This is a genomic window from Demequina globuliformis, from assembly GCF_000975155.1.
GTDB classification, from domain to species: domain Bacteria; phylum Actinomycetota; class Actinomycetes; order Actinomycetales; family Demequinaceae; genus Demequina; species Demequina globuliformis.
On sequence record NZ_BBRG01000001.1, the window covers coordinates 1,058,360 to 1,082,490 of the forward strand.

The 24,131-nt window shown below is 63.3% G+C and carries 19 protein-coding genes; 7 read left to right on the forward strand and 12 right to left on the reverse strand.

Annotated features, from left to right (window positions below; genetic code table 11):
• Positions 1–21: 21 nt before the first annotated feature.
• Positions 22–1,125, reverse strand: coding sequence for a sugar kinase (locus AOP75_RS04865; RefSeq protein ID WP_062077179.1), 1,104 nt, complete (start codon positions 1,123–1,125; stop codon positions 22–24).
• The gene (gene eda, locus AOP75_RS04870) at positions 1,122–1,769 is read right to left on the reverse strand and encodes a bifunctional 4-hydroxy-2-oxoglutarate aldolase/2-dehydro-3-deoxy-phosphogluconate aldolase (RefSeq protein ID WP_062077180.1); all 648 of its coding nucleotides are present in this window, start codon (positions 1,767–1,769) and stop codon (positions 1,122–1,124) included. The genes AOP75_RS04865 and eda overlap by 4 nt, the downstream gene beginning before the upstream one ends.
• Before the next feature lie 235 nt (positions 1,770–2,004).
• Between eda and AOP75_RS04875 the strand changes: the two genes are divergently transcribed.
• The 3 genes from AOP75_RS04875 (at position 2,005) to AOP75_RS04885 (ending at position 5,916) form a co-directional block, all read left to right on the forward strand.
• Complete coding sequence (locus AOP75_RS04875) at positions 2,005–3,039, forward strand: LacI family DNA-binding transcriptional regulator (protein WP_062078419.1); 1,035 nt, start codon at positions 2,005–2,007, stop codon at positions 3,037–3,039.
• Positions 3,040–3,112: 73 nt separating this feature from the next.
• On the forward strand, positions 3,113–4,513 hold the full coding sequence (uxaC, locus tag AOP75_RS04880; RefSeq protein WP_062077181.1) for a glucuronate isomerase: 1,401 nt from the start codon (positions 3,113–3,115) through the stop codon (positions 4,511–4,513).
• Positions 4,510–5,916 (forward strand): mannitol dehydrogenase family protein, encoded by a 1,407-nt coding sequence (locus AOP75_RS04885; protein ID WP_062077182.1) that lies wholly within the window; start codon positions 4,510–4,512, stop codon positions 5,914–5,916. Before uxaC ends, AOP75_RS04885 begins: the two co-directional genes overlap by 4 nt.
• 18 nt (positions 5,917–5,934) lie before the next feature.
• Here AOP75_RS04885 and AOP75_RS04890 read toward each other — a convergent pair whose 3' ends face one another.
• The 10 genes from AOP75_RS04890 to AOP75_RS04935 all read right to left on the reverse strand — a co-directional run bounded on the left by AOP75_RS04890 (position 5,935) and on the right by AOP75_RS04935 (position 20,743).
• Positions 5,935–6,927, reverse strand: a complete 993-nt coding sequence (locus AOP75_RS04890) for an alpha/beta hydrolase fold domain-containing protein (RefSeq protein ID WP_062077183.1) — start codon at positions 6,925–6,927, stop codon at positions 5,935–5,937.
• A 93-nt stretch (positions 6,928–7,020) separates the two neighbouring features.
• The gene (locus AOP75_RS04895; RefSeq protein ID WP_152649947.1) at positions 7,021–7,665 is read right to left on the reverse strand and encodes a TetR/AcrR family transcriptional regulator; all 645 of its coding nucleotides are present in this window, start codon (positions 7,663–7,665) and stop codon (positions 7,021–7,023) included.
• A 123-nt stretch (positions 7,666–7,788) separates the two neighbouring features.
• Complete coding sequence (uidA, locus tag AOP75_RS04900; protein ID WP_062077185.1) at positions 7,789–9,591, reverse strand: beta-glucuronidase; 1,803 nt, start codon at positions 9,589–9,591, stop codon at positions 7,789–7,791.
• 29 nt (positions 9,592–9,620) lie between these two features.
• Positions 9,621–12,632: a glycoside hydrolase family 2 TIM barrel-domain containing protein gene (locus tag AOP75_RS04905; RefSeq protein WP_062077186.1), complete on the reverse strand. Its 3,012-nt coding sequence runs from the start codon at positions 12,630–12,632 to the stop codon at positions 9,621–9,623.
• Between the two features lies 1 nt (position 12,633).
• On the reverse strand, positions 12,634–13,899 hold the full coding sequence (locus AOP75_RS04910) for a glycoside hydrolase family 1 protein (protein ID WP_062077187.1): 1,266 nt from the start codon (positions 13,897–13,899) through the stop codon (positions 12,634–12,636).
• Positions 13,900–14,197: 298 nt separating this feature from the next.
• Positions 14,198–15,496 (reverse strand): MFS transporter, encoded by a 1,299-nt coding sequence (locus AOP75_RS04915; protein WP_152649948.1) that lies wholly within the window; start codon positions 15,494–15,496, stop codon positions 14,198–14,200.
• Positions 15,497–15,498: 2 nt separating this feature from the next.
• A complete protein-coding gene (locus AOP75_RS04920; RefSeq protein WP_062077189.1) occupies positions 15,499–16,359 on the reverse strand; it encodes an ATP-binding cassette domain-containing protein in 861 nt (286 codons plus the stop codon).
• On the reverse strand, positions 16,356–18,155 hold the full coding sequence (locus AOP75_RS04925) for a dipeptide/oligopeptide/nickel ABC transporter permease/ATP-binding protein (RefSeq protein WP_083966708.1): 1,800 nt from the start codon (positions 18,153–18,155) through the stop codon (positions 16,356–16,358). The genes AOP75_RS04920 and AOP75_RS04925 overlap by 4 nt, the downstream gene beginning before the upstream one ends.
• Entirely contained in the window at positions 18,152–19,096 is a 945-nt protein-coding gene (locus AOP75_RS04930; protein ID WP_062077190.1) for an ABC transporter permease, read from the reverse strand. Before AOP75_RS04930 ends, AOP75_RS04925 begins: the two co-directional genes overlap by 4 nt.
• A 75-nt stretch (positions 19,097–19,171) precedes the next feature.
• Entirely contained in the window at positions 19,172–20,743 is a 1,572-nt protein-coding gene (locus tag AOP75_RS04935) for an ABC transporter substrate-binding protein (protein WP_062077191.1), read from the reverse strand.
• Positions 20,744–21,398: 655 nt separating this feature from the next.
• On the opposite strand from AOP75_RS04935, the gene AOP75_RS04940 reads away from it, so the two are divergent.
• The 4 genes from AOP75_RS04940 to AOP75_RS04955 all read left to right on the forward strand — a co-directional run bounded on the left by AOP75_RS04940 (position 21,399) and on the right by AOP75_RS04955 (position 23,978).
• Positions 21,399–22,082: a hypothetical protein gene (locus tag AOP75_RS04940; RefSeq protein ID WP_152649949.1), complete on the forward strand. Its 684-nt coding sequence runs from the start codon at positions 21,399–21,401 to the stop codon at positions 22,080–22,082.
• Between the two features lies 1 nt (position 22,083).
• Positions 22,084–22,575, forward strand: coding sequence for a hypothetical protein (locus AOP75_RS04945; RefSeq protein WP_062077193.1), 492 nt, complete (start codon positions 22,084–22,086; stop codon positions 22,573–22,575).
• Positions 22,576–22,781: 206 nt separating this feature from the next.
• Positions 22,782–23,369: a hypothetical protein gene (locus AOP75_RS04950; protein WP_152649950.1), complete on the forward strand. Its 588-nt coding sequence runs from the start codon at positions 22,782–22,784 to the stop codon at positions 23,367–23,369.
• Between the two features lie 132 nt (positions 23,370–23,501).
• On the forward strand, positions 23,502–23,978 hold the full coding sequence (locus tag AOP75_RS04955) for an RES domain-containing protein (protein WP_062077195.1): 477 nt from the start codon (positions 23,502–23,504) through the stop codon (positions 23,976–23,978).
• The last annotated feature ends 153 nt before the right edge of the window (positions 23,979–24,131 follow it).

The following is a 24,131-nucleotide window of genomic DNA, read 5'->3' on the forward strand; positions in this document are numbered from 1 at the left end:
GGCTGCCCGGGGTTCCGATGTTTAGCGGTCGACGCGGGCGCCTCCGCCGGCGGCGAGTTTGTGGACCTCGGCCTTGGTGGCCATGGTGGTGTCGCCGGGGGTGGTCATGGCCAGCGCGCCGTGAGCGGCACCGAGGTTGACGGCACGCTCGAGGGTTTCACCCTCGAGCAGGCCGTGAATCAGACCGCTGGCGAAGGAGTCTCCGCCGCCCACCCGGTCGAGGATCTCGAGACCATCCCTCTGGGTGGCACGCACCACGCCAGAGTCCTTGGACCAGGCCAGGGCGCCCCAGTCGTTCACGGTCGCGGACTTCACGCCACGCATGGTGGTCGCAATCACCTGGAAGTTCGGGAACGCCTCGGCGGCGGTCGCGATCATCTGCTCAAACCCGGCGACGTCCAGCTCTTCTAGAGTTTCGTCGACGCCGGGGACCTCGAAGCCCAGCGACGCGGTGAAGTCCTCCTCGTTACCGATCATCACGTCTACGTGCGGGGCGATGGCCCGGTTGACCTCTTGGGCACGCTCCTTGCCACCGATCGCCTTCCACAAACTTGGCCGGTAGTTCAGGTCATACGAGACGACGGTGCCGTGGCGGTGAGCGGCCTCCACCGCGGCGATCACCGTCTGCGCGGCCGTATCGGACAGCGCCGCGAAGATGCCGCCGGTGTGAAGCCACCGCACCCCGAGCTCACCGAAGAGGTGATCGAAGTCGACGTCATCTGCGGATAGCTGGGAGGCAGCCGTGTGGCCGCGATCGGACACACCCACGGCGCCCCTGACTCCGAAGCCACGCTCGGTGAAGTTCAACCCGTTGCGCACCGACCTGCCGATGCCGTCATAGGACTTCCAGATGACGTTGCTGATGTCGACCCCTCCGGCAAGGATCAGGTTCTCCACCAGGTGACCGACCTCGTTATCCGCCAGCGCGGTCACAATCCCGGTGCGATACCCGAACGCGCGGGCCAGACCACGCGACACGTTGTACTCACCCCCACCCTCCCAAGCCGTGAACTGCCTCGCGGTGCGGATACGGCCCTCACCGGGGTCGAGCCTGAGCATCACCTCGCCGAGCGAGACGGCATCGAAACGGCACTCTGCCGCGGACTTCACGTTCACCACGCTCATACGAGGGCCTCCTTGCCCGCCAGCGCGACGGCCTCGGCCGTCAACCGCTGCACCTCATCAAAATCACCGGCGGCGATCAGGTCCCTGGGCACCATCCACGACCCACCCACCGCATGCACCGCCGGAATCGACAGATACTCGTGGAGGTTCTTCGGCCCGATCCCACCCGTGGGCACAAACCGCACGTCCTTAAACGGCGCCGCCAGAGCCTTGACCGCGGCCGCACCGCCGCTGGTCTCGGCCGGGAAGAACTTCACCGTCGTCACACCCAACTCCAGCGCGGCCATCACCTCCGACGCTGTCACCGCCCCCGGCAACGCCACCACACCACGCTCGGCACACCGCTCCACCACCGCGCGCGACAAGCCAGGCGAGACCACATACGACGCCCCAGCATCGGCCGCCTCATCCACCTGAGCCGCCGTCAACACCGTGCCGGCACCCACGACCATGTCGCCACGAGCAGCCATCACCCGGATGCACTCCCCAGCAGCCGAGGTACGAAACGTCACCTCCGCCACCGGCAAACCACCAGCCACCAACGCATCAGCCAACGGTCCAGCGTCAGAAGCCGCATCTAACACCACCACCGGCACCAACCGATGCCGACTCAAATCGGTCAGCATCTGCGACTTGCGGTCCATATGACTCTCTCCTTCGCGGGACGCACCCATCGCGCCCAAACTTGGCAACCGAATGCCTAATGTAGCGCAGGTTACCTCTCACGCGCCCAGCGATCGGCATCAGAAAGCGCCGGCCTGCACAATCGGCGCCTCGTCTCAGATGCAGAGGCCGTGTCCCCGGTAGTGTTACCTGACACTCGCAATCTCGGCTGGCAACGCTTTTGGCAACCGGTATTGTGCAGACATGGAGGCTCACATGTCCGATGTATCAGAAGCGCCCAAGAGCGCCAAGAGTGGGCGCAAGTCCGGCGCTGCAACGATCTATGACATTGCTCGCCTCGCTGGCGTTAACCCTTCGACCGTCTCCCGAGCACTCAACAAGCCTGGACGCGTGAGTGCGGCCACGGAAGCACGCATCCGTAAGGCCGCGGCTGAGTTGAACTTCCACGAAAACCCGCTGGCGCGTGCGCTTCCTACCGGACGGACAAACACCATTGCCGCCGTCGTCGCTGACATGACGAACCCAGTGGTGTTCAACACCGTGCGCGGTGCCGAGAACGCGGCCGCTCGCTATGGCTTCACCCTGATTGTCGCTGAGTCGCAGGAGTCGGGGAGTATTGAGGCGGCGACGGCGGACCGAGTGGCGCCGTTCGTCGATGGCATCATTCTCGCCACCACCCGACTCCCTGACGAGCACATCCTCCGGCTCGCCGAGCGGAAGCCGGTCGTGATGATCAATCGCGCGGCGGGAAATCTCGTCAACATTGCGCCCGACGTCGCTCCAGGTATTGACCAGTTGGTCGAGCACCTTGCGTCTCTAGGGCATCGTTCGATTGCTTACCTCGGCGGCCCAGATCGCTCATGGATCAGTGCGCGTAGGTGGGAAGCGCTGTTTAAAGCTGCGCGACTGCGCGGGATCTCCGTGTTCGAGATCGGTCCCAACTCCCCCACGATTGCCGCGGGAAAGTTGTCCTTTGAACGAGCCCAGGCTTCCGGGGCGAGCGCAATCGTCGCATACAACGACCTTCTCGCGCTCGGCCTCATTCGTGCCGCCAGGGAGCAAGGCGTGAGTGTGCCGGATGACATCTCGGTCGCGGGTTTCGACGACATCTTTGGCGCCGATTTCGTCAGTCCATCTCTCACGACGGTGCGCGCCGACCTCCTCGAGGCGGGCACTCGCGCTGTGGAGTCTCTGATGGGCGACATTGGCGTGGACGTCATCGCGCGACCCGAAGCTTCCCTGTCGACCACGCTGATGGTGCGCGAATCGACCGCCCACATGCGGCGTTGACGGTCCGAAGACTTTCGTTGCCATCGTTGGCAACCGATTGACAAACGGGGTTCCCTTCGGTTTGACTTGGCTCATGCCAACGCCGTCGCGCGACCACAATCGCCTGCTGCCCGTCGACCCAGGTGTACAAGCGATTGCACATGCGCTTTACTCCTCGGTTGCCGAGGCGCCCATCATTTCTCCGCACGGGCACGTGCCCGCCCAGTGGCTACATGAGGATCAGTCATTCACGGATCCGGCGAACCTATTCATCACGCACGACCATTACGTGACACGCCTCCTGCACGCGAATGGGGTTCCACTCGAGGCGCTGGGCTTGGGTGCGCAACAAGCAGACCCCCGTGAGGTTTGGGACACGCTGGCCGCGCACTGGCACAAGTTTGCCGGTACGGCCTCCGCGTACTGGATCAGTGAGTCACTAGCACGAGTCTTCGGGGTTGAAGAGGAGTTGACGCCGGAAACGGCACACAGCATCTACGACACCGTCGCGGCGGCGTTGCCCACGGCCGCCCTGCGTCCACGGGCACTGTTCGAGAACTTCCGGATCGAGGTACTCGCGACCACTGATGACCCGTTGGATGCTCTGGACGCACACTCTGCACTCGCGAGCGATGCTTCGTTTGCAGGCCGAGTGATCCCGACGTTCAGGCCCGACGCCTATCTGGACCCCGAGGCCCAGGGTTTTAGCGAGCGCGTGGAACAGCTCTTGGCGACGGCAGGCGAAGGGAAGGCCACGTTCCGAACGTACCTCGATGCGCTCCGCGCACGCCGTGCGTATTTCATCGAGCGCGGAGCGGTCTCTGCCGATCACGGCGTCTACGAGCCATACACCTGCGAACTCGACGCACATACGGCGGAAGAGCTCTTCCAGGGCGCCCTTGCTGGCAACCTCGATGCCGACAGCGCCCGTGAGTTCCGCGGACACATGCTGTGGCAAATGGCTGCGATGAGCGTCGAGGACGGCCTCGTCATGACGATCCACCCCGGGGTTCGTCGCAACCACCACACCTCCACATACGAGACCTTTGGGCCCGACACAGGGCACGACATCCCGGTACGCGTCGAGTTCACCGAGAACCTACGTCCACTGTTGCAGTCTTTCGGCGCTGCGGAAGGATTCCACCTCGTCCTCTTCACCATCGACGAATCGACCTACTCACGCGAACTAGCGCCTCTCGCTGGGTTCTATCCCTCAGTATTTGTTGGAGCGCCGTGGTGGTTCATCGACGCTCCCGATGCCATGGCTCGGTTCCGTTCGGCGGTGACGGAGTCGGCTGGCTTTTACCGCACCTCCGGCTTCATCGATGACACCCGCGCCTATCTCTCGATCCCGGCCCGACACGACGTTGCACGCCGCGCCGATGCAGGCTACCTCGGGCGCCTTGTTGCTGAGGGGCGCGTAAGCATCGCTACTGCAGAGCGCATCATGACTGACACCGTCGATGCTATCCCTCGTGAGGTCTTCAAACTGTGAGCGCTTCGAACAAGACGCTAAGGCCACTCACGCAAGCCGCTAGGCGACGGCCCGCGGCCCCTGTCCGCATCATCCACATCGGCTTGGGTGCGTTTCATCGCTCGCATCAGGCCTGGTACACGGCGCACGCCTCCGACGCCAGCGAGTGGGGCATTGCGGCGTTCACCGGGCGTGCAGGCGGCAGCGGAGATGCCATGTTGAAGGTCCTCCGCGACCAGGACTGCCTTTACACGCTGACAACCCGTGGTCCGTCCGAGGACGAGGTCGAGGTGATCGACTCGATCGTCGCCGCCCACTCGATCACCGACGGGGACGCGTTCATGGCCTACCTCGAGCGCCCATCCACCGCAATCGTGACCACGACGGTTACTGAGGCGGGATACCGACTCGACGCCGATGGGGAACCGGATTGGAGCGATCCTGTGGTCTCGGCGGACGTCGCAAGCCTGGCTAGCGGGGGCGCCGGAAGCACTCCCCTCGCACTCATTACTGTGGGACTTGAGGCGCGACGACGCGCGGGCGCAGGGCCGATCGCCATCTTGCCGTGCGACAACATGCCAAACAACGGGAGCACGGTGCGTCGCGCCGTGCTTTCGTATGCGTCCCGAGTCTCCGAGCAGCTCGTCGAGTGGGTCGAGACCCAAGTAGCGTTCGTGTCGACGTCCGTCGATCGGATCACGCCGCGGTTCTCCGATGGCGACGTCGACGGCCCGCGTCGGGCCGGGATTGTCGATGAAATCCCGGTCGTGACCGAGCCCTTCGCCAGTTGGATCCTGTGTGGCGACTTCCCAGCAGGGCGCCCTCACTGGGAGAGCGCTGGGGCACAGTTCACTGAGGACATCACCCCATTCGACACGAGAAAGCTGTGGTTGCTCAATGGCGCCCACACCGCTCTCGCGGCCCTCGGCCTCGCTCGCGGCGCAGAGACCGTTGCCTCTGCAACCCGCGATGCGACCTGCCGGAGCTTGGTCGAGGGATTCTGGTCCGAGGCTGTCCGCCACCTCCCCGGCTTCGTCGATAGCGATAGGTACTGCCGCGACCTGTGGGAGCGGTTCGACAACCCGCGGATTGCACATCGCTTGAAGCAAATTGCCGAGGATTCCTCGACGAAGCTCACGATTCGGGTAGCGCCCGTGGCGCTCGCCGAGCTTGCGGCTCATCGTTCGGCGGATGGTAGTGCAGCGGTGCTAGCGAGTTGGATCAACGTCGTGCTGCACCATGGCAGATATCGCGACGCTCAAGCCGACGACATCGACAACGCACTCGGGAAGACGGACCCCGTCGCGGCGCTTATCGCGTTGGTGAGCGAGACCCTCGCACGGTCCGGAGGCTTTGTTGAACAAGTGCGCGCGCACGTGCGCGACGACCCGTCTCGCACCGTCGCGGGGAGCAACGGCGCCTAGTCCTTCAGAGCTCGTGCGTTACGAAGCGGGATGCCCAGCCTCAGCCCACGCCTGTTCGAGAAAAGTCCTGACCTGGCGCACCTGCTCGCGGTCCTCGGGGGCACGGCCCATGAACAGACCGTGAGGCGCCCCCTCCCAGACGTGCAGTTCTGCACGCACTCCAGCGGCGAGTAGTTTGCGATGAAGCCGCACAGTGTCGGAGAGCAGAAAATCACGAGTTCCTGCCGTGAGGATCGTCGGAGGAAATTCTGCGGTGAACTCCCCGAAAAGCGGGGAGATGTACGGATCCTCGAGACTGTGTTCCCCCGCATACCGCCGGGACATGTTCGCGATGCCCCCAGGAATCACCGTGAATCCGTTGGTCACATGCGTGTCGCCGGCGGACGTGAGGTCTACCGGCGGCGAGAGCAGCATCGCCGCGGCCGGCATCGGCAGACCTTCATCGCGAATGCGTAGGAGCATGGCTGCAGTGAGGTTGGCACCACCCGACTGGCCGCCGATCGCGATCGCGGAGGCATCCGTCGTGCTGAGCAGGTGCCGATAGACGGTCATGCAGTCGTCGAGACCTGCGGGATATGGGTGATCTGGGAGCTGGCGGTAGTCCATTCCCCACGTGCGCACCCCATAGTTGCCCGCAAGCAGGCTCGTCGAGACCCGCGCCGACTCGCCTCCGCCGAACGTGAACCCTCCTCCGTGGATCGCAAAGAGCACACGCTCATCCTCGCTGTCGTGATCGAGAGGCTCCGCGACGTAATAGCGGGCGCCGTCCGCAACGGACGCGCGGGCGAGTGTCGTCGGCGCACCGTCAATCACGGCACCCGTCGTAGCAAGTGCAAGGCCCGTGATCGTGCCCTCGTCGGTCGCACGTGCAACGGCAGCGTGTTCGTACCACCCAGCATCGTCGTCCGGTTCAGGGTCCGCGACCATCGGTCGCTGTGCGGCGGCGGCAAGGACCGCCTGTGCTTCTGCACTAATGGTGGCCGGAACCGGAAACACTGGCTCGTTCGACATGGCGGCTGCTCCTCCGTTGGATCGGTGATCTGCGATCACGCTTACCGCGAGTACGTCTCGTGATTCGATCGTACTATGTAACGTACTCGACGGCTAGGTCTCCCGAGCAGAATCGACTCCGCGACCCGACAGATCGAGCCCTGCCAGCAGCAGTTCGCCAACTTCGGCCAAAACCTCGATCCGTGTCCCCTCCATACCGCTTCCGATGTCGCCCACCTGCACACCTGCGATGACATTCGCAAGGATCTGCGCGACCAAGGTGGGGTTCACAGCCCGCATTGCGCCGGCCTCGACAGCCTCGCGCACGAGCTGCTCGACGTACGCCGCAGCGTCTCTCTGCCCTTGTGCATGGACCATCGCGACGGGCTCGTAACTCACGAGATCGACAAAGAAGGAAATCGAGGCACCATCGACCGCCTCGCCCACTGCCACGAGGTAACGGGAAAGACGACGGGCTCGGTCCGGTTCCGACTCGATGGCACTAGCGATACCCGCATTGATCCGCGCATAGAAATGTCCCACCACAGAGACGACAATCTGCTCGCGACTGTTGGCGACGAGGTAGAGCGTCGACTTAGAGCAACGCAGGCGCCGACACATCTCCTCGACCGTCAGAGTGGCGAACCCATCCTCAACGAAGAGCCTAAGGAGGCGATCCATGACGTCGAGACGTCTGCGGTCTGCGTCGTGGTGAAAACCCCGTGCACGCGCGCGCGCCAACCCATGTTCAGTGCTCATGGAGAGATCTTGCCACTGGGCTACACGCGGCCACACGATGCCAATCGAACGCGCCGGAAGCCGAGATCACACCATATCGATTGATCGGTCACGATTTCTCGTACCCCTAGACGGGTCCGGCAACTAATCGCTGGAGTCCGCATGTGAGGGCTTAGTTCCGCGCAGCGCAGACCACCGTTGCCGGAGGTCGTGCGCAACGGCCTTGGGCCGCCGGTCGCGGGTGAAGACGCCCTTCTTGTTGCCGTCGACGCGGTGAATGCCATTCGAAGTCTGGAAGTCCGCAAAGTTCCAGATCTGCTCGCCGACGAACTGCGGGATGCTGTCGAAGACCCGGTGGTTCATCTCGAGATACGCACGCTGGTATTCCTCGGACCAAGGCGCTTCCCAGACCGAATTGACGCCAGCCAACGTGTCAGCGCCGTACTCGGTCATCATCATCGGCTTGTCATACTTCTCCGCCCACTTACCCATCTCCCCAGCCAGGTAGACCTCGGCGAGCTGTAGATCACCCACTGCGACATACCAGCCGTAGTAACGGTTGAGGCAGAGAACATCGAAGAGCTGCGCAATGCGGTCGTTGTCTGGCTGCGCGAACATCACTGCGGCATAGCAGACCGGTCGCGTCGGGTCGAGGCTCCGCGTCAGCTCGACGAGAGGCTCGAAGTACTCGAGCGCACCCTCCTCGTTCGAAGCTGGCTCGTTTGCGATGCACCACATCACGACCGACGGGTGGTTCTTGTCGCGACCGATCAGCTCCCGAATATGCTGCGCGTGCACGGCCTGTGTGACGTCGTTGCAGGTCTCGGGAGAAAACGTCGGTCGATTGGGCTCTCCGGTAAGACCCGAGGCGACCCCAAGGTTGAGCCCCACTGCCGCCGTCTCGTCAATCACCACAATGCCGTGCCTATCGGCGAAGTCCATGACTTCCTCGGCGTACGGGTAGTGCGAGGTGCGGAAGGAGTTCGCGCCGATCCAGTCGAGCAGTTGGAAGTCGTGAACAAGGTACGCGTCGTCGTGCCCCTTGCCGCGGATCGCAGTGTCCTCGTGCTTACCGAAGCCGGTGAAGTAGAACGGCTCTCCATTGATCAGGAACTCGCTCCCTCGCACCTCTACGGTGCGCACACCGAAGGTCTGGGGATAGGTATCGACAACAGAGTCGTCCACCACTGCCTCCACCTGCAGGGTGTAGAGATACGCCGCTCCGGGCTGCCAAAGGTTGACGTCGCGGATGACGACGACGCCCTCCGCGCCTGTGGCGGCACCGACTTCGGTGCCTGTGGCATCGACCGCGCGAACGCGGACCTCAGCGTCACCGCTCGTGTGCACGCGATACCCCACTCGGCCCGCGCCGTCGATCACATCCGTCGTGACGGTGACGTCCGTGACGCTGACCTGCGGGATGCTGACGAGCCAGACGGAACGCGCAAGTCCCGCGTAGTTGTAGAAATCATGAAGGTACGTCTGCTTGCGCCTGCCAAGCATGTCGACCGACACGGTGCCAGGCGGAATGGTCTCGTTGGTGAGCTCGTTGTTGACGCCGATCGTCAATCGGAACGTGCCGCCCGCTTCGACCTTGTCCGTGACGTCGACTGCGAATGGCAGGTAGCCGCCCACGTGGCCGCCGACGAAGTCGTCGTCCACGTACACGGCACCTTCGTGGGTCGCGGCGTCGATACGGATGAGGATGCGCTCGCCGTCCCAGCCACGGGGGACCTGAACGTCCCGCTGGTACCACACCCATCCCACGTGGTCCCGAATGGCAGGGTCGATAAACTGGTCGTTGTAGCTTGCGGGCACAGCTGCTTCGAGCCCCGAGTTCAGCGCGCCTGTCCAGGGGCGCTCGACTCCTTCGCGTGCGATGTCGAAGTCCCAGAGTCCATCGAGCTTGATGGCTTCACGGGTTGCGGTGGCTACTGGCTTGAGCATGCTGCTCCTTTTCGTTGAGAGAGCGCCGTTCAGTGTGTGTCCAACTGAAGACGCCAGGTCCAGGTGTAGCTGTCCTTGTCCAGGCGGGTCGCCTGATCGGCGTCGGGACCGAGGCGAGCGGATCCCACGCCTCGCTGAGCGATGTCGAGGTGAACGATCGCGGTGTCGCGAGTCGGCACCTCCCACCAGTGATTGTGCGCCTCAAGGTCAGCGATGGTTCGTCGGGCGACGTTGAGGTGCAGGGGATGCGCGTGCTGCGTCCGGACCGTGCCTGCGGGGCCAGAGATGCGCGTCGTGAGCGTGCCGCCACGGCTGCCGGACTCCTGCGGGACGATGTACGGCGTTGCGAAATCGTCAAGGGGAACCTGCCAGGCTCCGAGGAGAGCCGACGCTTCGCGGTCCGGGTAGTTCTCCCAAGGTCCGAGCCCGACGAACTCGACCTCCCCAAAGCCCTCAATGAGCTCAAACTCGATGCCGACCCGGACGCCGTCGGTCTGTCCCTCGGGGAGGGTGACGAGCTCCGTGAGGACGTAGTCTCCGTCTCCGACCTGCACGATGCGTCGCTCGTGCAGCACGACCTCATTCCAGGCAGTGAGGTACGTCTTGCTGACGCGTACCGCATCGGCCTGCGTCTGAACGTCCGTCTCGGACAAGGTCAACTCGTGGAACCCGGTACGCACGAAGCGTCGGTCCATCGAGAATGAGCGCTCGTTCTCGGTGAGCGCCCTCCACAGGCAGAGCTCGGGCGCACTGCGGAGCAAAGGATGGGCAAGCGCGCCGTCGACGAGCGTGGGCACCTTCACCCCCGCTGTAGGCAATTCCTGGGGCGACACGTCGAGCACCACCTGCTGCGCTGCGAGCGCCGTCCCTGCCGGCGCCCAAAGCGAGTCCTCCTTGGTGACGAGTCGCACGGACAGTGCGAGCGCCTCAGCCCCGCCCAAGGCGTCGCGCACAGCGGCAGGCAGCTCGAAGAGTCCCGTCTCACCTGGGTCGACTGGGGGTAGGTCTACAGCGACGGTCGCAGTTGAGCCTGACATCGTCTCGACTGAGACCTCCGCAGCATAGGCGGACAACGGCAAGAAGGTTCCACGGTTGCGCACCCTCACCGTGCCAGCGAGGATCTCAGGCGCGCTCGACTCGAGCCGAAGCGGGCTGAAGATACCAGCCGCTTCGAACAGCGCGGGCTTGGGCGTGAGGTCGGGAAGGACGATGCCGTTGTTGAGCACGGGCCCGTCGTTCGGCATGTCGCCGAAGTCGCCTCCGTACCGGTAGCGACCGTCGCCTTCAGGGTCGAGCGAGTGGTCACGCCACTCCCAGATGAATCCCCCCTGAAGTCCCGGTTCCGACTCGAAGAGGTCCCAATAGCGGCTGAGACCGCCGGTCGAGTTCCCCTGGGAGTACGCGTACTCGCACAGGATCATCGGTCGATCCGCACGAGGATCGGCCGCCCACATCTCAAGGGAAGGAAACGACGGATACATGGGGCAGACGATGTCGGTCGAGCCGTGATTCGCATGCCAGTCCATGGCGATTCCGCCCTCATACTGCACGGGTCGTGTTGCATCGACGGCGCGCGACCATGCGGCCATGGTGTCGTGCGCGACTCCATGTCCGGTCTCGTTGCCGAGGGACCACGTGATGACGGAAGGGTGGTTCCGGTCACGAATAAGCATCCGCGAGAACCGGTCCATCATTCGCGTCAGGTAGCGCGGGTCGTCTGCGATCTGACTGGCAAATGCGTGGCCCTCGATATCGGCCTCGTTGACGACATACATGCCGATCTCGTCGCACAGGTCGAGGAATACGGGGTCATTTGGGTAGTGCGATGTCCTCACGGCATTGATGTGGTGGCGCTTCATCAAGGTGAGTTCTGCGAGCATGCTTTCACGGGTGCATACGCGCCCCGTCCGGGGATCGAAGTCGTGCCGATTGACCCCCTGGATCCACGGTCGCCGACCGTTGACGAGAAGGTCGCGTCCCACGACCTCGACGCGCCGGAATCCCACGCGGTAGGTGGCCTCGTCGACAATGTCTCCCGATGGCGCGCGAAGTCGGACCTCGACATGCTCGAGGTGGGGCGTCTCAGCGGTCCACGGCTCGACCTCGACGTGAGCGCGATACCAGGCAGCTTCGCCGGCCTTGGCGTCATGCTGCGCTGTCTGCCCGAAGGCGCGAATCATTGGCATCGCGGATTCGGGCACCTCGCCGCCGGCGGAATAGATGCTGAGGATGTCCATCATGTCCGGCGGGAACCGGGGCTCGGGACGCACAGAGCGGTCATCGACGCCACGAGGCAAGGTCTGGGCCTCTTGGCGCACTGCGACCGGTACGACGACGCTCTCACCAAGCGCCTCGATCTCGACATTCCAACCGCTCTCGCGCAGATGTGCCAGTCCGTGTGTGCGTGCTGTGACAGCGAGGCTGCCACGCTCGGTCGTGTGATCCCAGTCTGCCGTGATGGTGACGTCGGCCAGCCGTACCTCGGGGACGTCGATCAGTGAAACAGAGCGGCTGATTCCGCCGTGCCACCAATGGTCCTGGTCCTCGATGTAGCTCTCAGCGTTGAACTTGACGACGACGAGCACGAGTTCGTTCGTGTCGTTGACAAGCGCGTCCGTGATGTCGAACTCGGCGGCTAGGTGCGAGTCGGTACTTGAGCCGACGAGATTTCCATTCACCAGTACGTGAAGTGCGCTCTCCGCGGCTCCGACGTGAAGGATAAGCCGGCGGCCATCGCGGCGCTCTGCGTGAAAGCTCCGACGGTAGAGCCCGGTCGGGTTGCGATCTGGCAGGTGGGGGGGCACCTCGTCGAACGGCATGGGGACATTCGTGTAGTGCGGCGGATCGGCCGGTTCGCGCATTGTCCAAAGACCCGGCACTTCCGTCGTTCCCCACTCGCCCCACTCTTGTGCCGGGTGGCCGAGCAACTGGAAGTCCCAGGTGCCGTCGAGACTCACGGCGCCCTCACGCCTTATGGAGTGCATCGGCTCGCGCTTCACAGATACGAAGGGATCGACCGGGAACGAGTGAGTGGGCCCCATGTCAGGCAACCTTGCCCGTGCGAGCCACCTCACCAAGCCATTGCAGGCTCGGCTTGGGCGAACGAACAAAAGTCTCGCGGTCCACGGCGACGAGCCCAAAGGTTGGCTCCCAGTGACCCCACTCGAAGTTGTCGAGAAGCGACCAGTGCAGGTAGCCACGCACGTCGACGCCGTCTTGCATGGTCTCCGCCAGACCCTTCAGGGCCTCACCCGTGTACGCGATGCGGCGGCGGTCATCGGTGACGGCGATGCCATTCTCGGTGACCAGAACCGGCGTCCCGTCCGTGACGGCTGCCGTGTGACGGACCGCGATAGCGAGCGCATCAGGGCGGTACGCGGTGTTGACGAGAGTATTGTCCGGGTGCGGAGGATGAGGCTCAACTCCATCGGGACCTACCCATTGGCTCGAGTAGGACTGGACGCCAACAAAGTCGTCGGCCCGTGACGCCTCTAGGTACATGTCTTCGCGGACGTACTGCACCCGGTCGAGCACTTCGTCACAACCCGGCCGAGCCACCAATGCGCCGTTCGCCACGGTCCAGCCGACTTTTGCCGAAGTAAGACGGCGCACCGTGCCGCGCGCAATCTCGTGCGCAGCGATGAGCCGACGACCGATGGCAGGATCCGGGTCCGGCAATACTGAAGGACGGGACGGGGCACTCTCACTCTCGCCGTTCGAGGAGTGCTCGACCGTGGGGCTCTGCCAGTCGGAGGCCTCAGCAGAGGCCATGAGCTGAGCCATCGACGCCATCATTGCAAGCATGTTGGGCTCGTTAATCGTCGCCACCCAATTCACGTCGCCGAGGATGGAACACACGCGTTCGACGTAAGCTCCGAAAAGCTGGGGAGCGTCGTCCGCGAGCCAGCCGCCGTTCTCGGCGAACCATCGCGGCGTCGTGAAGTGCTGGAGTGTGACGACAGGCTCAAGTCCGAGTTCCTTTGCGGTGTCGATCATGCGCCTGTAGTGCGCGAGCTCCGCGTTCGAGAAGTGGCCCCGGGCCGGCTCAATGCGTGCCCACTCGATTCCGAAGCGATAGCTGTTGAAGCCTGCGTCGGCAAGCAGTTGCATGTCCTCGGAGTACCGGTGGTAGCTGTCGCATGCGTCTCCACTGCGCTCCATTCCGGGATGGCGTCCTTCGTTCGCCCAGAAGTCGCTGTTGACGTTGTTTCCCTCGATCTGGTGCGGAGCAGTCGAGGCCCCCCAAAGGAATTGAGGAGGAAAGGCGACTGGCATCGTGACTCCCTGTCGGTGCGCCAGGGCGCACATCGCTTCGGCTAGACGGTGGCTACCCGTGAGCGCCCGGGAACGAAGTCCGTCATTGGACGCGATTGCCGCAGCACACCGCAGGTCGTGGACTCCACCCTCGTCCCTGGTCGACTATGCGACCTCACCGTGTGGGTGGAAAACCACAATGATTCAACCACCTCGGCCGGCCGTTTGTCAATCGGTTGCCAAACGTTGCTTGAGTGGCATTGCAAGGGCCCGTGCGACCCGTCCGATGGAAACGAAGCCCCTGGAAGGAGTTCACGGCCTGAGCGCCGTCCGGGTCATGTCCCGGTCAGCCTCAATGCCCGACCTTCACCATCATGATTGCCCCGCTGACTGCCGCGAGAACGGCGGCTGCGACGAAGAGCGTGCCGTATCCGGCGTCACCTCCCTGCACGCTGAGTAGGCCTGCGGCGACAAGCGGCGCGCCGACCTGTGGGAGCTTTTGTGAGAACGCGGCGACGCCGAGATACCGACCCGCCTCGGCACCGCCGTTTGGCAGAACATCCAGCAGCAGCGCCTGCATAGCCGCTCCAGCAGCAGCGAGTCCCAGTTGGTTGATCAGGGACCCGAGAACGATTGCCTCCAACGAATGCGCACCAGCAAGGATGAATGATCCAGCCGAGAAGAATGCAATGGCGACGCCAATCAAGGGCTTGCGTCCCCACTTGTCGGCGAGAAAACCACCAAGCGGCGCACCTACGGCAGCGGCAATGACTCCGACTCCGCTCGTCACGGCGACGACAGTCGCAATACTTGCTAGGTCGATTCCCAACCGCTGCGCATAGAAGAGCGTTGTGTAGGCCGTGGTGAGCGAGATCGCCGAGAAGAACACGAAGCGGCCAAGCCACAGCCACGCGAAATCCGGGTACCTCCGCGGCGAAAACACGAAGCTCGCGAGAAGCCGTCGCCAGGTGAGTGCTGCCGTTCCCGACACCACCGGATCAGACACGCACACCAACACCGCAACGCCCAGGGCCCCGCCGAACGCCGGCAGCACCACCATCAGTACGATCTCGCCACCCGCGGTGCTCGCCAGCATCACTCCTGCGACTGCGGCGATTTGCATTGAAGCGGCGGACACACCGGAGATGCGACCGCGCTGCTGGGGTGCGGCGCGGTCGGCAACGAGATTCATGACAGACGCGCCAGCCGTCCCCCACCCGATGCTCGAGAGTATCCACCCGATAGTCAGGATCGCCAGGTTCGGCGCAAATGCCATCAGCGGGATCGACGCGACGCCGAGGACGCCGCCCAGCGCGGCGAACGGGCGGCGACGCCCCCACCTGAGTCGGGACGAGTCCGACAGCGACCCTGCAAGCGGTGCCGCGAGCACCGAAAACGCGGCACCAACTCCGACCACGACACCAACAAGGTGCGTTTGGCTCGGAGCGATTGCCTCGACGAGAAGCGGCAGGGTGAACACCAGCGGGGTAATCAACGCCATGCCGGTCCCGAAGGTGGCGAGCACCACAAGGATCACCTCGCCGCGCGAGAGCCCGGTGAGACGAGGTGAACTTCCGTGCTCGTTGTCGATATCGTCGGATGAGCTCGGCTCGACCAATCCGCTCGGATCTCCTGAATCGACGGTACTCACTGCTAGGCCGCGCCGGCCTGTACGTCCTGGTTGTGCTGAGTCTGGCGCAGACGAGCACGATCCGCACGCCGCTTCTCTTGGAGCAAAGGGTCAGCGATCGGAGCTGCAAGCAGCAGTCGTTGCGTGTAGGGGTTTTCCGGATGAGTGGTCACTTCGCGCACGGGACCCTGCTCAACGATCTCGCCTTTGTAGACCACCCCTACGCGATGCGAGATGTGCCTGACGACGGCGAGGTCGTGGGAAACGAAGATGTACGCGACGCCCATTTCTCGTTGGATATCGAGCAGGAGCTCCATCACCTTCGCCTGAGTGGAGAGATCGAGCGCCGACACCGGCTCGTCACAGACAATCAGGCGTGGTTCCGGCGCGAGCGCACGCGCGATCGCGACGCGTTGGCGTTGTCCGCCGGAGAACTCGCGCGGCAAACGCGCCGCTGCATTCTTCGGCAGTCCGACCCTGTCGAGGAGCTCCAAGACACGCTTGGTCGCCGCCTGCTTGTCCCAACCCTGAACGATCAGTGGCTCGGCGAGTGTCTCACCGATCGTCAGTGACGGGTTGAGCGAACTGTACGGGTCCTGAAAGACGACCTGAATATCCTTCGCGAGTGCGCGGCGTGCTGCCCCGCCCAGGTGGCTGATATCGCGCCCGTCGAAATTCACCGTGCCGCCCGTGACCAGCGCCAGTCCAAGGATCGCGCGTCCGATGGTCGTCTTCCCTGAGCCAGATTCGCCCACGATTCCCAGCGTTTCGCCCGGAGCCACCGAGAAGTTGACCCCATGGACGATCTCGATCGGCTTCCTGCGGAAGCCGCGCACGGGGTACGAAACCTTAAGGTCGCGACCTTCGAGAAGTGGAGTAGTCATCGCGAGGCTCCCTCGGTCGGCTTGCCCACGGAGACGGGCGGATCGGTTCGGACGGTGTCCTCGTCGAGGATCGCGTTGAGCAGCATGGTGGTGTACTCGTGCTGTGGATTCGCGAAAACGTCGATGGCCTCGCCAGTTTCAACCACTTCGCCCTCCTTCATGACGCAGATCCGGCTGCAAATGTCGGCGACGACGCCGAAGTTGTGTGTCACGAGGATGATCCCCATACCCATCTCCTGTTGGAGGTCCCGCAGGAGATCGAGAATGTCCGCTTGCACAGTCACGTCTAGAGCCGTGGTCGGTTCGTCGGCGATGAGAATCTTGGGCTCGGTTGCAACAGCCCCCGCGATCAACACACGCTGTGCCATTCCGCCCGAGATCTCATGCGGGTATGAATCAAAGGTGCGACGGGGATCGGGGATGCCGACTCTCTCGAGCAACTCAAGCGCCCTCGACTTCGCTTCCCGCTTGGAGAGCCCCGTTGCGACCCGGATACCCTCCACGAGCTGGCTGCCCACGGTGTAAACAGGATCGAGGTTGGACATTGGCTCCTGGGGTACGTACGCAATCGCATCGCCGCGGAGCTTCCGCAGAGTCGACTCGGGCGCACCGAGAATCTCCGTGCCGTCAATCCGCACCGAGCCACGGGTGACGATCGCTTCGTTGGGAAGCACGCCGAGCACACCGAACGCGGTTTGCGTCTTGCCCGAGCCTGACTCACCGACGAGGCCGACGGTTTCACCAGGCTTGAGGTCGAGCGAAACCCCTCGGACGACTTCGTTCAATGCTCCCGACGGTGACGGATACGCGATGCCCAGGTCGCGGATCGAGAGCAGTGCGGGAGTGTCCTCCGACTCGGCATCTGCCTCAAAGCCATCTACAAGTTTCGCGACCGCGATCTTCTGCGCCTTTGGCTGAGCCCCCTGCAAGGTGTCCCGGAGTGCGTTACCGAAGAGCACGATGCACGCGTTCATGACACCGAGCGTGAGCGCAGGCCACAGATACTGCGTCGGCGCGAGTCCGATGTTGCGGAAGCCCTCAGAGATCATCGCTCCGAACGAGGGGATGCTCAGTGAGCCGACTCCGAGGAAGGCGAGTCCCGCTTGCGTCGAGATCGCCGTTCCACACAGGAATGCGGTCGCGATGACGATCGGTCCACGCACGACTGACAACACGTGTCGACGCAGAATCCTCGAACTCGTCACGCCCGACACCTTGGCGGCATCGACGTAGAGCTCGCGACTCACGCCGACCGTCATATTTCTCACGATGCGGTAGATACCAGGCGACAACAGCACGCCGAAGACCAGCATCGTTGCGCGGTAATCTCCGCCCGTCAGTGGCATCAGGAGGATCAGCAGCAGGATGCCTGGGAACGTCATGATCAAGGTGAACGTCCACTCAGTCACGCCCCGGAGGCGCTCGAAGTAGCCGCCAACGAGACCGAAAGCCGTGCCAATCGTGAGTGCAACGCTCGCGCCGATCAGTGCGGAAACCACCGCGGTGTTGATCGAATGTAGGAGCCTCGCGAGGATATCCCTGCCTGCTTGGTCAGCCCCTAACGGGTAGCCCTCGGTTCCCGGAGGCGCGTTGACAACGTAGAGATTGGCCTCGTTCGGATCGTGCTGGGCGATCACGTTCGCCAGCAGACCCGCGATGATCATCAGGATCAGGATGGAGCCGGTAATGACCGCCTGCGGGTCGCGCACGAGGCGTGCGAGTGCGCCCTTACGAACTTCCTCGCCATCAGTCTCCGACGGCTGCACGACCGTGCTGTCGCTAGGGGTGGAGGTCATGAGTAGATCCTCGCCTTCGGGTTGAGCCAGCCATTGGCAAGATCGGTCAGCAGATTGACACTCACAGTCATGCCCACTCCGAACACTGTGAGTCCCATAAGAACAGGGAAGTCGCCTTGGAGTGCGCTGTTAAAGCTGAACGTTCCAAAACCGGGCAAGGCGAACACCTGCTCGATGATCAGGGCGCCACCAAACATGTTGATGAATGTCAGACCGAAGACTGTGAGTGCGGGACCCGCAGCGTTGCGAAGTGCGTGCTTGTAGACGATGGTTCGGGCCGAGACTCCGCGCGTACGAAGAGTACGAACGTAGTCCTTGCGGAGTTCATCGATCATCGTCCCTCGGACCTGATTGGCAATGTTGGCTGCGCCACCGATAAAGAGCGCGATGACCGGAATGGTGATCGACTTCAGCCACCCGGATGGGTCGTCGCCGAACCTGACATACCCCGTTGCGGGCAACCAGCCCAGGTTGATCGCGAGCACGACGGTAAGAAGAATTGCGATCAGCAGATTCGGGACGAGATAGCCGAAGAGCATGATGCCTTGCGCTGCCTTGTCCGCTCCACCGCCGCGCGATGCGGCGAACGTGCCGAGGAAGACCGCGATGATCGTGGCGATGATGAGCGCGGGTACGACGATGGATAGCGTGACGAACAGGCGCGGCGGGATCGCGTCAGCCACTGGCTCCTGCGTGTAGAACGAGCGACCGAGATCACCCTGGAACACACCTGTGAGCCAGTCGACGTACTGGACGACGACCGGGCGATCAAGCCCATAGTCGGCACGGACCGCCGCAATGGTCTCAGGGGTGGCACTGGCACCCAGACGGACGGCGATGACGCTGTCGAAGGAGAAGCTCAGGAGCCAGTACGTGATGAACGCAACGAGAATGAACAGCACAAACCCGGAGGCGAGTCGGCGCGCGGAGTAGATCAGCATTATCAGAAGCCTCGGCTAGTGGTGATTCCAGGGCTGGGAGCACCTGTAGGCGCTCCCAGCCCTGATTTCGAAAGGCTACTCAGCCACGCCGTAAAGGGTGACGGAGGGGAAACTGTTGGTCGTCGTCCCCGAGTAGGTGTACCCCTCGTGCACGCCGATCAACCGGCTTGAGTTCACGATCGGTGCGTCCCAAGCGTTCTCCACAACCCACGTGTTGACCTCCTTGGCCAGCGGGATCTGCGCCTCGGGATCGACCGTCGTGGACAGCTCGTCGAGGAGTGCCGTCAGCTCGTCATCGGTGGTGTGGAACGGGTTTTGGAAGGCGTCCTCGGTGTACTGGTTGCCAAACAATCGTGCAGGACCGGCGTAACCGTCGGGCCAGATCGCCATGGGGTACTGGGCGGAGATAATTGCCTGGCCGGTGTTCTGAGCGGGAATTGAGTCCCATGTGACGGTGATTCCAATGTCGGAGAGCGCCTGGCCAACGACGGGATCGAGGGTCTGCGAGTAAATGATGCTCGGCATAGTGACCGCGAAGCCATCAGCGTAGCCGGCTTCCGCCATCAGCTCCTTGGCCTTTTCAAGGTCGTACGGGTAGGTGTCGTTGAGCTCCTCCACGTAGACATTGGTGTCGGGGAAGGCGATCTGCGCGACTGCCTCGCCCCGGCCCTGCGAAACGCCTTCGACGATGGCTTCACGGTTAATTGCGTAGTTGATCGCCTGGCGCACGCGAACGTCTGCGAGGGCCGGCACGATGGTGCCCTCACGGTCGAGAATCTTGAGGTTCTGAAGCCCCGCACCGGGGATCTCGGTAGCGGTGATGCCGGTCGATTCGTCAATGGTTCCGGAGATGATGTCGCCTACATTGATCTCGCCAGACTTCAGTGCGTTCTCGAGTGCCGTCGAGTCAGCAATCACCTTGACCGTGACAGTCTCGAACGGGTACGCGTCGGCGTTCCAGTAGTCCTCACGCTTGTTGAGGACATACTGAGAGCCCGCTACCGTCGCGTCTGCGTCGAGAGTGTAGGCGCCCGAACCGACGGGGTTCGTGGGTGCATCCTCGTTGGCGATGGTGTCATCGTTTGCGATGGCGCCGATTGCTTTGCTCAGGCTATCGAGGAACGAAGCGTCCGGCTGCGAGAAGTTGATGACGATCGTCGAGTCGTCGGGCGCCTCGACGGATGACACGGCGCTGACTTCGCCCGAGAGGGGGCCAGCTGTCGTCGTAAGGAGGTCGAGCGTGGCCTTGTAGTCAGCAGCGACGACTGGGTCACCATTCGAGAATGTCATGCCGTCACGCAGGTGGAGTGTAAGAGTGAGTCCGTCTTCCGAGTACTCCCATGACTCTGCCGCGGCAGGGACGGGCAGCCCATCGTCGCCGGGAACGATGAGGCGGTCATAGATCGCCGACCATACGAGCGCGTCGGTGCCGTTGGCGAGATTTGTGGTGTCGAACCCTTGGGGCTGGCGCGACACGGCGATGGCCAGAGTGGTCGGCGCGTCCGACGGTGCCGCGGACTCGGTGGTGCCGTTGGTGTCTTCGTCGTCGGACGTACCCGAGCAAGCGCTCGTCATAAGCAGGGCTGTCGCGGCGGCTGCAAGAACACCGGCGCGCACGCGCCGGGTCGGCGATGAGTTGATCCGCATTCGTAACTCCTTTGTCTGATCGATGCAGGATCAAGCCACACAGTCTCTGTCGCTCGGATGTGCCCAACCCTCCTTGTATCGCGGAAGGCTACGCGCATCAAGCACGTGGCCTGACTTGGTGAGAGTATCTGACGGGACGCCTGTTTGCCAACCGCTTGCCAAAGGAAGCCCGCACCTATTTTTGTTACAGTTTGGTCACGAGGTACCCACGGTGCCGCAACCGGTTGATTCCGATGGTGCCACCTGGGCGCCAAGGTCCCGCGCTCTCCAAAAGGAGCCGCCAACGGGCCTCGCGTAACGCGCGCGCAATGCTCTCTTGGCGGCGTCCGCACTCGCGCCGAGCTGCCGCGCCCGCAACGACAGGTTTCTCGTGCCCGGAATCAACAGCGTCGCGACGCGAGTCCCCGACCTGGCACCCGCAGCGACGGAAGCGTCGACTTGGCGCCAAATGAGCGGTTGAAGCGCCGTGCCCGGAAGCCCGGCCGCCCACCCTGCCAGCGCCGACCTCAACAAGTGAGCCTACCACACATAACCCCTGGTAAATAGGCGATGGGGCCTTGCTCCCTGCGCAAACCGCGCCTATCGTGCTGACGAGTAAGAGACGCTGCGCGTCGCCCATTGCCGATGAAAACATCGACATGACGAAGGAGCTATCGTGCCATCGACACCTCGTAGTGATCCTTTGCCGCGAGACCGCGCCGTCGCGGCTATCGCGGATGCCTGGGACATCTCCGGGCTCTCCGCTCAACGCATTGTCAGCGCCGCCCAAGGCGTAGCCGAGGTACAGGGCTTTGCGGACAACTACGCGAGTACTGAACTCTGGAGAGCAATCAAAGCGATCGCGCGTGCGCGGCACGGCGAGCCTCACTGGTTCATCAACCACCCCGGGGCCAAGTGGGACACTGTGGTGAGCAATCAGCGCGAGCACTTTGACCGCGAGTCCAAACCGTGGAAGCAACCCCGGAACAGACGCGAGCAGCGCCGAGCTCGCATCATCAAGCGCGCCTACGGCATCAAGTACGCGCAGGCATTGACGGTTGCACGGGCCGGCGAGGCTGCCTACAACGTGGACCAGGCTAGTCACACCAAAACCGTATTGGGGCTTTGGCAGCACATCGAGCGCCAAGCCACGGACAAGTACGGGCCACCCCAGAGTCCACTGCCGCCATCCGGACTGCCCCGTCGAGGACGCTTTGGAGCGGCGTCATGCGATCCCGCTAGCCGAGACGCTCCATCGCCGGTAGTAGCCGGGGAGGTCGACGAACTCCGATCGATCCCAACTTCTTTGAGCGACCAGGTCGAGCGCTCTATGTCCCGGCCGCCCTCCGAGACCGCGTGACATGGCCGAGATCTACGAGGTCAACATCCTTGATGAACCCGGTCTCTACGCGGTTCGAGACGCCGAAGGCGTCTGCTACGTAGACAGCCGCGTCACCACTCACGCACCTGGTTTGTGGGAAGATCCCCATTCGCGTCCCGAGCTCGTTATCCGAACGCGCGGCGGCGTCTACGATCTCCAGCTTCTCCAGGCGATGGACGTCAATTGGTACGACGACGACGTCCCCGACCCAGATGACGACGAGAGCGCAACACCGCCGCGCTGGGTCCTCCGACGTGGCATGGTCCACATGTTCAGGTGGACCGAGAAAGTCGGCCAAGGTTTCCACTTCGCGCATTGGGTTCAAGCCACGTGCATCGACATCTGCCGCATTCCTTCGCTGCCGTTCATGGACCCACGAAGGGAGGTCGACCTGCTCGAATTCCTACGAACCGAGTCCGGTGTCGTCGCCGCGCTCGCCAGGCTCCATGACCGACTCGACGAGATCGAGTGATCGGCAGGCGCTTAAGCCCGCGCTCTGGCGCACGGGCGCGAGTGCAAGCCGTGGCGCGCGATTTCTCGCGCCGACCTGTCGGAGACCCTCCTCATGGCTACGTCTGCGGCACATATAAGTAACGTGCTCACCTGCCGACGTGACAGCATCTGCGCATCATTCTGCATTTGGATACATTTCGATGTAGTGGAGCGTAGATTGTGCTCTTGAGTTTCTCGATTGAACTGCCTGACGGCTTGGCCTCCGAGAGGGAGAAGCAGAGTCTTGAGGTGGAGTTGGTGCGTGCGCTCCGCCGCACGCGTCGGCACTCGACGGCGACTACTGGTGGTGTCGATGCTCTGTTGGAAATGTCGGGCCTTGACGCCGAGCACTTGGCGTCGGCGAAAGCGAAGCTGAAGCATCCAGGGGTGGCGTCGGCAGCAACGACCGCCGATGTGGTTGCGCGTCAGGTTCGGGTCGTGAACTCGACCATCAGCACGGCCGCTGTGGCGAAGATCCTGGGCGTCACGCCGACCACGGTGACCCGCAAGGTTGAAAGCAAGTTCCTCCTGGCGCGCCGTAGCGGTGCTCGGCGAGCCTTTGCCTTCCCGGCTTGGCAGTTCACTGACCACAGTGCGCTGCCCGGATGGGACGAAGTAGCACCTGCGCTGACGGGCGTGGAATGGCGTGCGGTTGAGGCGTTCGTGACGGCGCCGCGCGAAGAACTCGACGATGCGTCAGTCCGGGATTGGCTTATCGCAGGCAAAGACCCATCAGTTGTGGTGAGCCTTGCCGAGAGCCTTGTGCGTTGGTGACGTGAAGGTCGCCTACCGTCATCCGTCGTCACTGACGTTCCGTGATGGGGATTTCATCGACTTTGACGGCGCCCTCGTACGGATCGCTCGGACATCGGGTGAGTATGTGTTGGCGTGGAATGAGGGCAGATCTTGGGGCCCCTGCCCACGAGGCGTTGGGATCCACACCGTCCGACCGCCATCAACCAGCCCGATCGTGCGGTGCTTTACGCGGCAACGACGCTCGCCACCGCTGTTGCCGAGGCCTTCCAGAGCCTCCGCTATATCGACACCGTCTCCGGCGACCCGTGGATCTTCACCTTCACTCCGACGCGCCCTCTCCGGCTGCTCAATATTGAGGGCAGTTGGGCGGTTCGCAACGGAGCTGCGGCAGCGCTGGCGCACGGTGACAAGCGCATCACTCGTGCGTGGACGCGAGAAGTGTTCGTGCAGCAGCCAGGACTCGACGGCGTATGGGCGCCATCGACGCTGGTCGGTGAAACCGTGACGCTCTTCAGCGACGGGATCGCGGCGATGCCGGTGCGCGCACATCAGTCGATTGCTGCGGACGACCCTGCGGCGCGGGTGGTTCTTGAGGAGATTGCCGACCAGATCGGCTATCGCATCTGAGCGACCCGGCTACCGCTCGTGTGAACGAGATGCACGATCGCAGCAGGGTTTGCTCTTGGAGCCGCACAGAATTCTTGTCCTACGACAAGTTTTCTGTGCACCGCACGGCGAGGTGCGCGACTCAGCCTCCCGGGCCCGACCCTCGCCCGGCAT

Coding starts and splice junctions, on each gene's coding strand:
- AOP75_RS04865 (WP_062077179.1), bottom strand. CDS start 1,125: ATGAGCGTGGTGAACGTGAAGTCCGCGGCAGAGTGCCGTTTCGATGCC.
- eda (WP_062077180.1), bottom strand. CDS start 1,769: ATGGACCGCAAGTCGCAGATGCTGACCGATTTGAGTCGGCATCGGTTG.
- AOP75_RS04875 (WP_062078419.1), top strand. CDS start 2,005: ATGTCCGATGTATCAGAAGCGCCCAAGAGCGCCAAGAGTGGGCGCAAG.
- uxaC (WP_062077181.1), top strand. CDS start 3,113: ATGCCAACGCCGTCGCGCGACCACAATCGCCTGCTGCCCGTCGACCCA.
- AOP75_RS04890 (WP_062077183.1), bottom strand. CDS start 6,927: ATGTCGAACGAGCCAGTGTTTCCGGTTCCGGCCACCATTAGTGCAGAA.
- AOP75_RS04895 (WP_152649947.1), bottom strand. CDS start 7,665: ATGAGCACTGAACATGGGTTGGCGCGCGCGCGTGCACGGGGTTTTCAC.
- uidA (WP_062077185.1), bottom strand. CDS start 9,591: ATGCTCAAGCCAGTAGCCACCGCAACCCGTGAAGCCATCAAGCTCGAT.
- AOP75_RS04905 (WP_062077186.1), bottom strand. CDS start 12,632: ATGGGGCCCACTCACTCGTTCCCGGTCGATCCCTTCGTATCTGTGAAG.
- AOP75_RS04910 (WP_062077187.1), bottom strand. CDS start 13,899: ATGTGCGCCCTGGCGCACCGACAGGGAGTCACGATGCCAGTCGCCTTT.
- AOP75_RS04920 (WP_062077189.1), bottom strand. CDS start 16,359: ATGACTACTCCACTTCTCGAAGGTCGCGACCTTAAGGTTTCGTACCCC.
- AOP75_RS04925 (WP_083966708.1), bottom strand. CDS start 18,155: ATGACCTCCACCCCTAGCGACAGCACGGTCGTGCAGCCGTCGGAGACT.
- AOP75_RS04930 (WP_062077190.1), bottom strand. CDS start 19,096: ATGCTGATCTACTCCGCGCGCCGACTCGCCTCCGGGTTTGTGCTGTTC.
- AOP75_RS04935 (WP_062077191.1), bottom strand. CDS start 20,743: ATGCGGATCAACTCATCGCCGACCCGGCGCGTGCGCGCCGGTGTTCTT.
- AOP75_RS04945 (WP_062077193.1), top strand. CDS start 22,084: ATGGCCGAGATCTACGAGGTCAACATCCTTGATGAACCCGGTCTCTAC.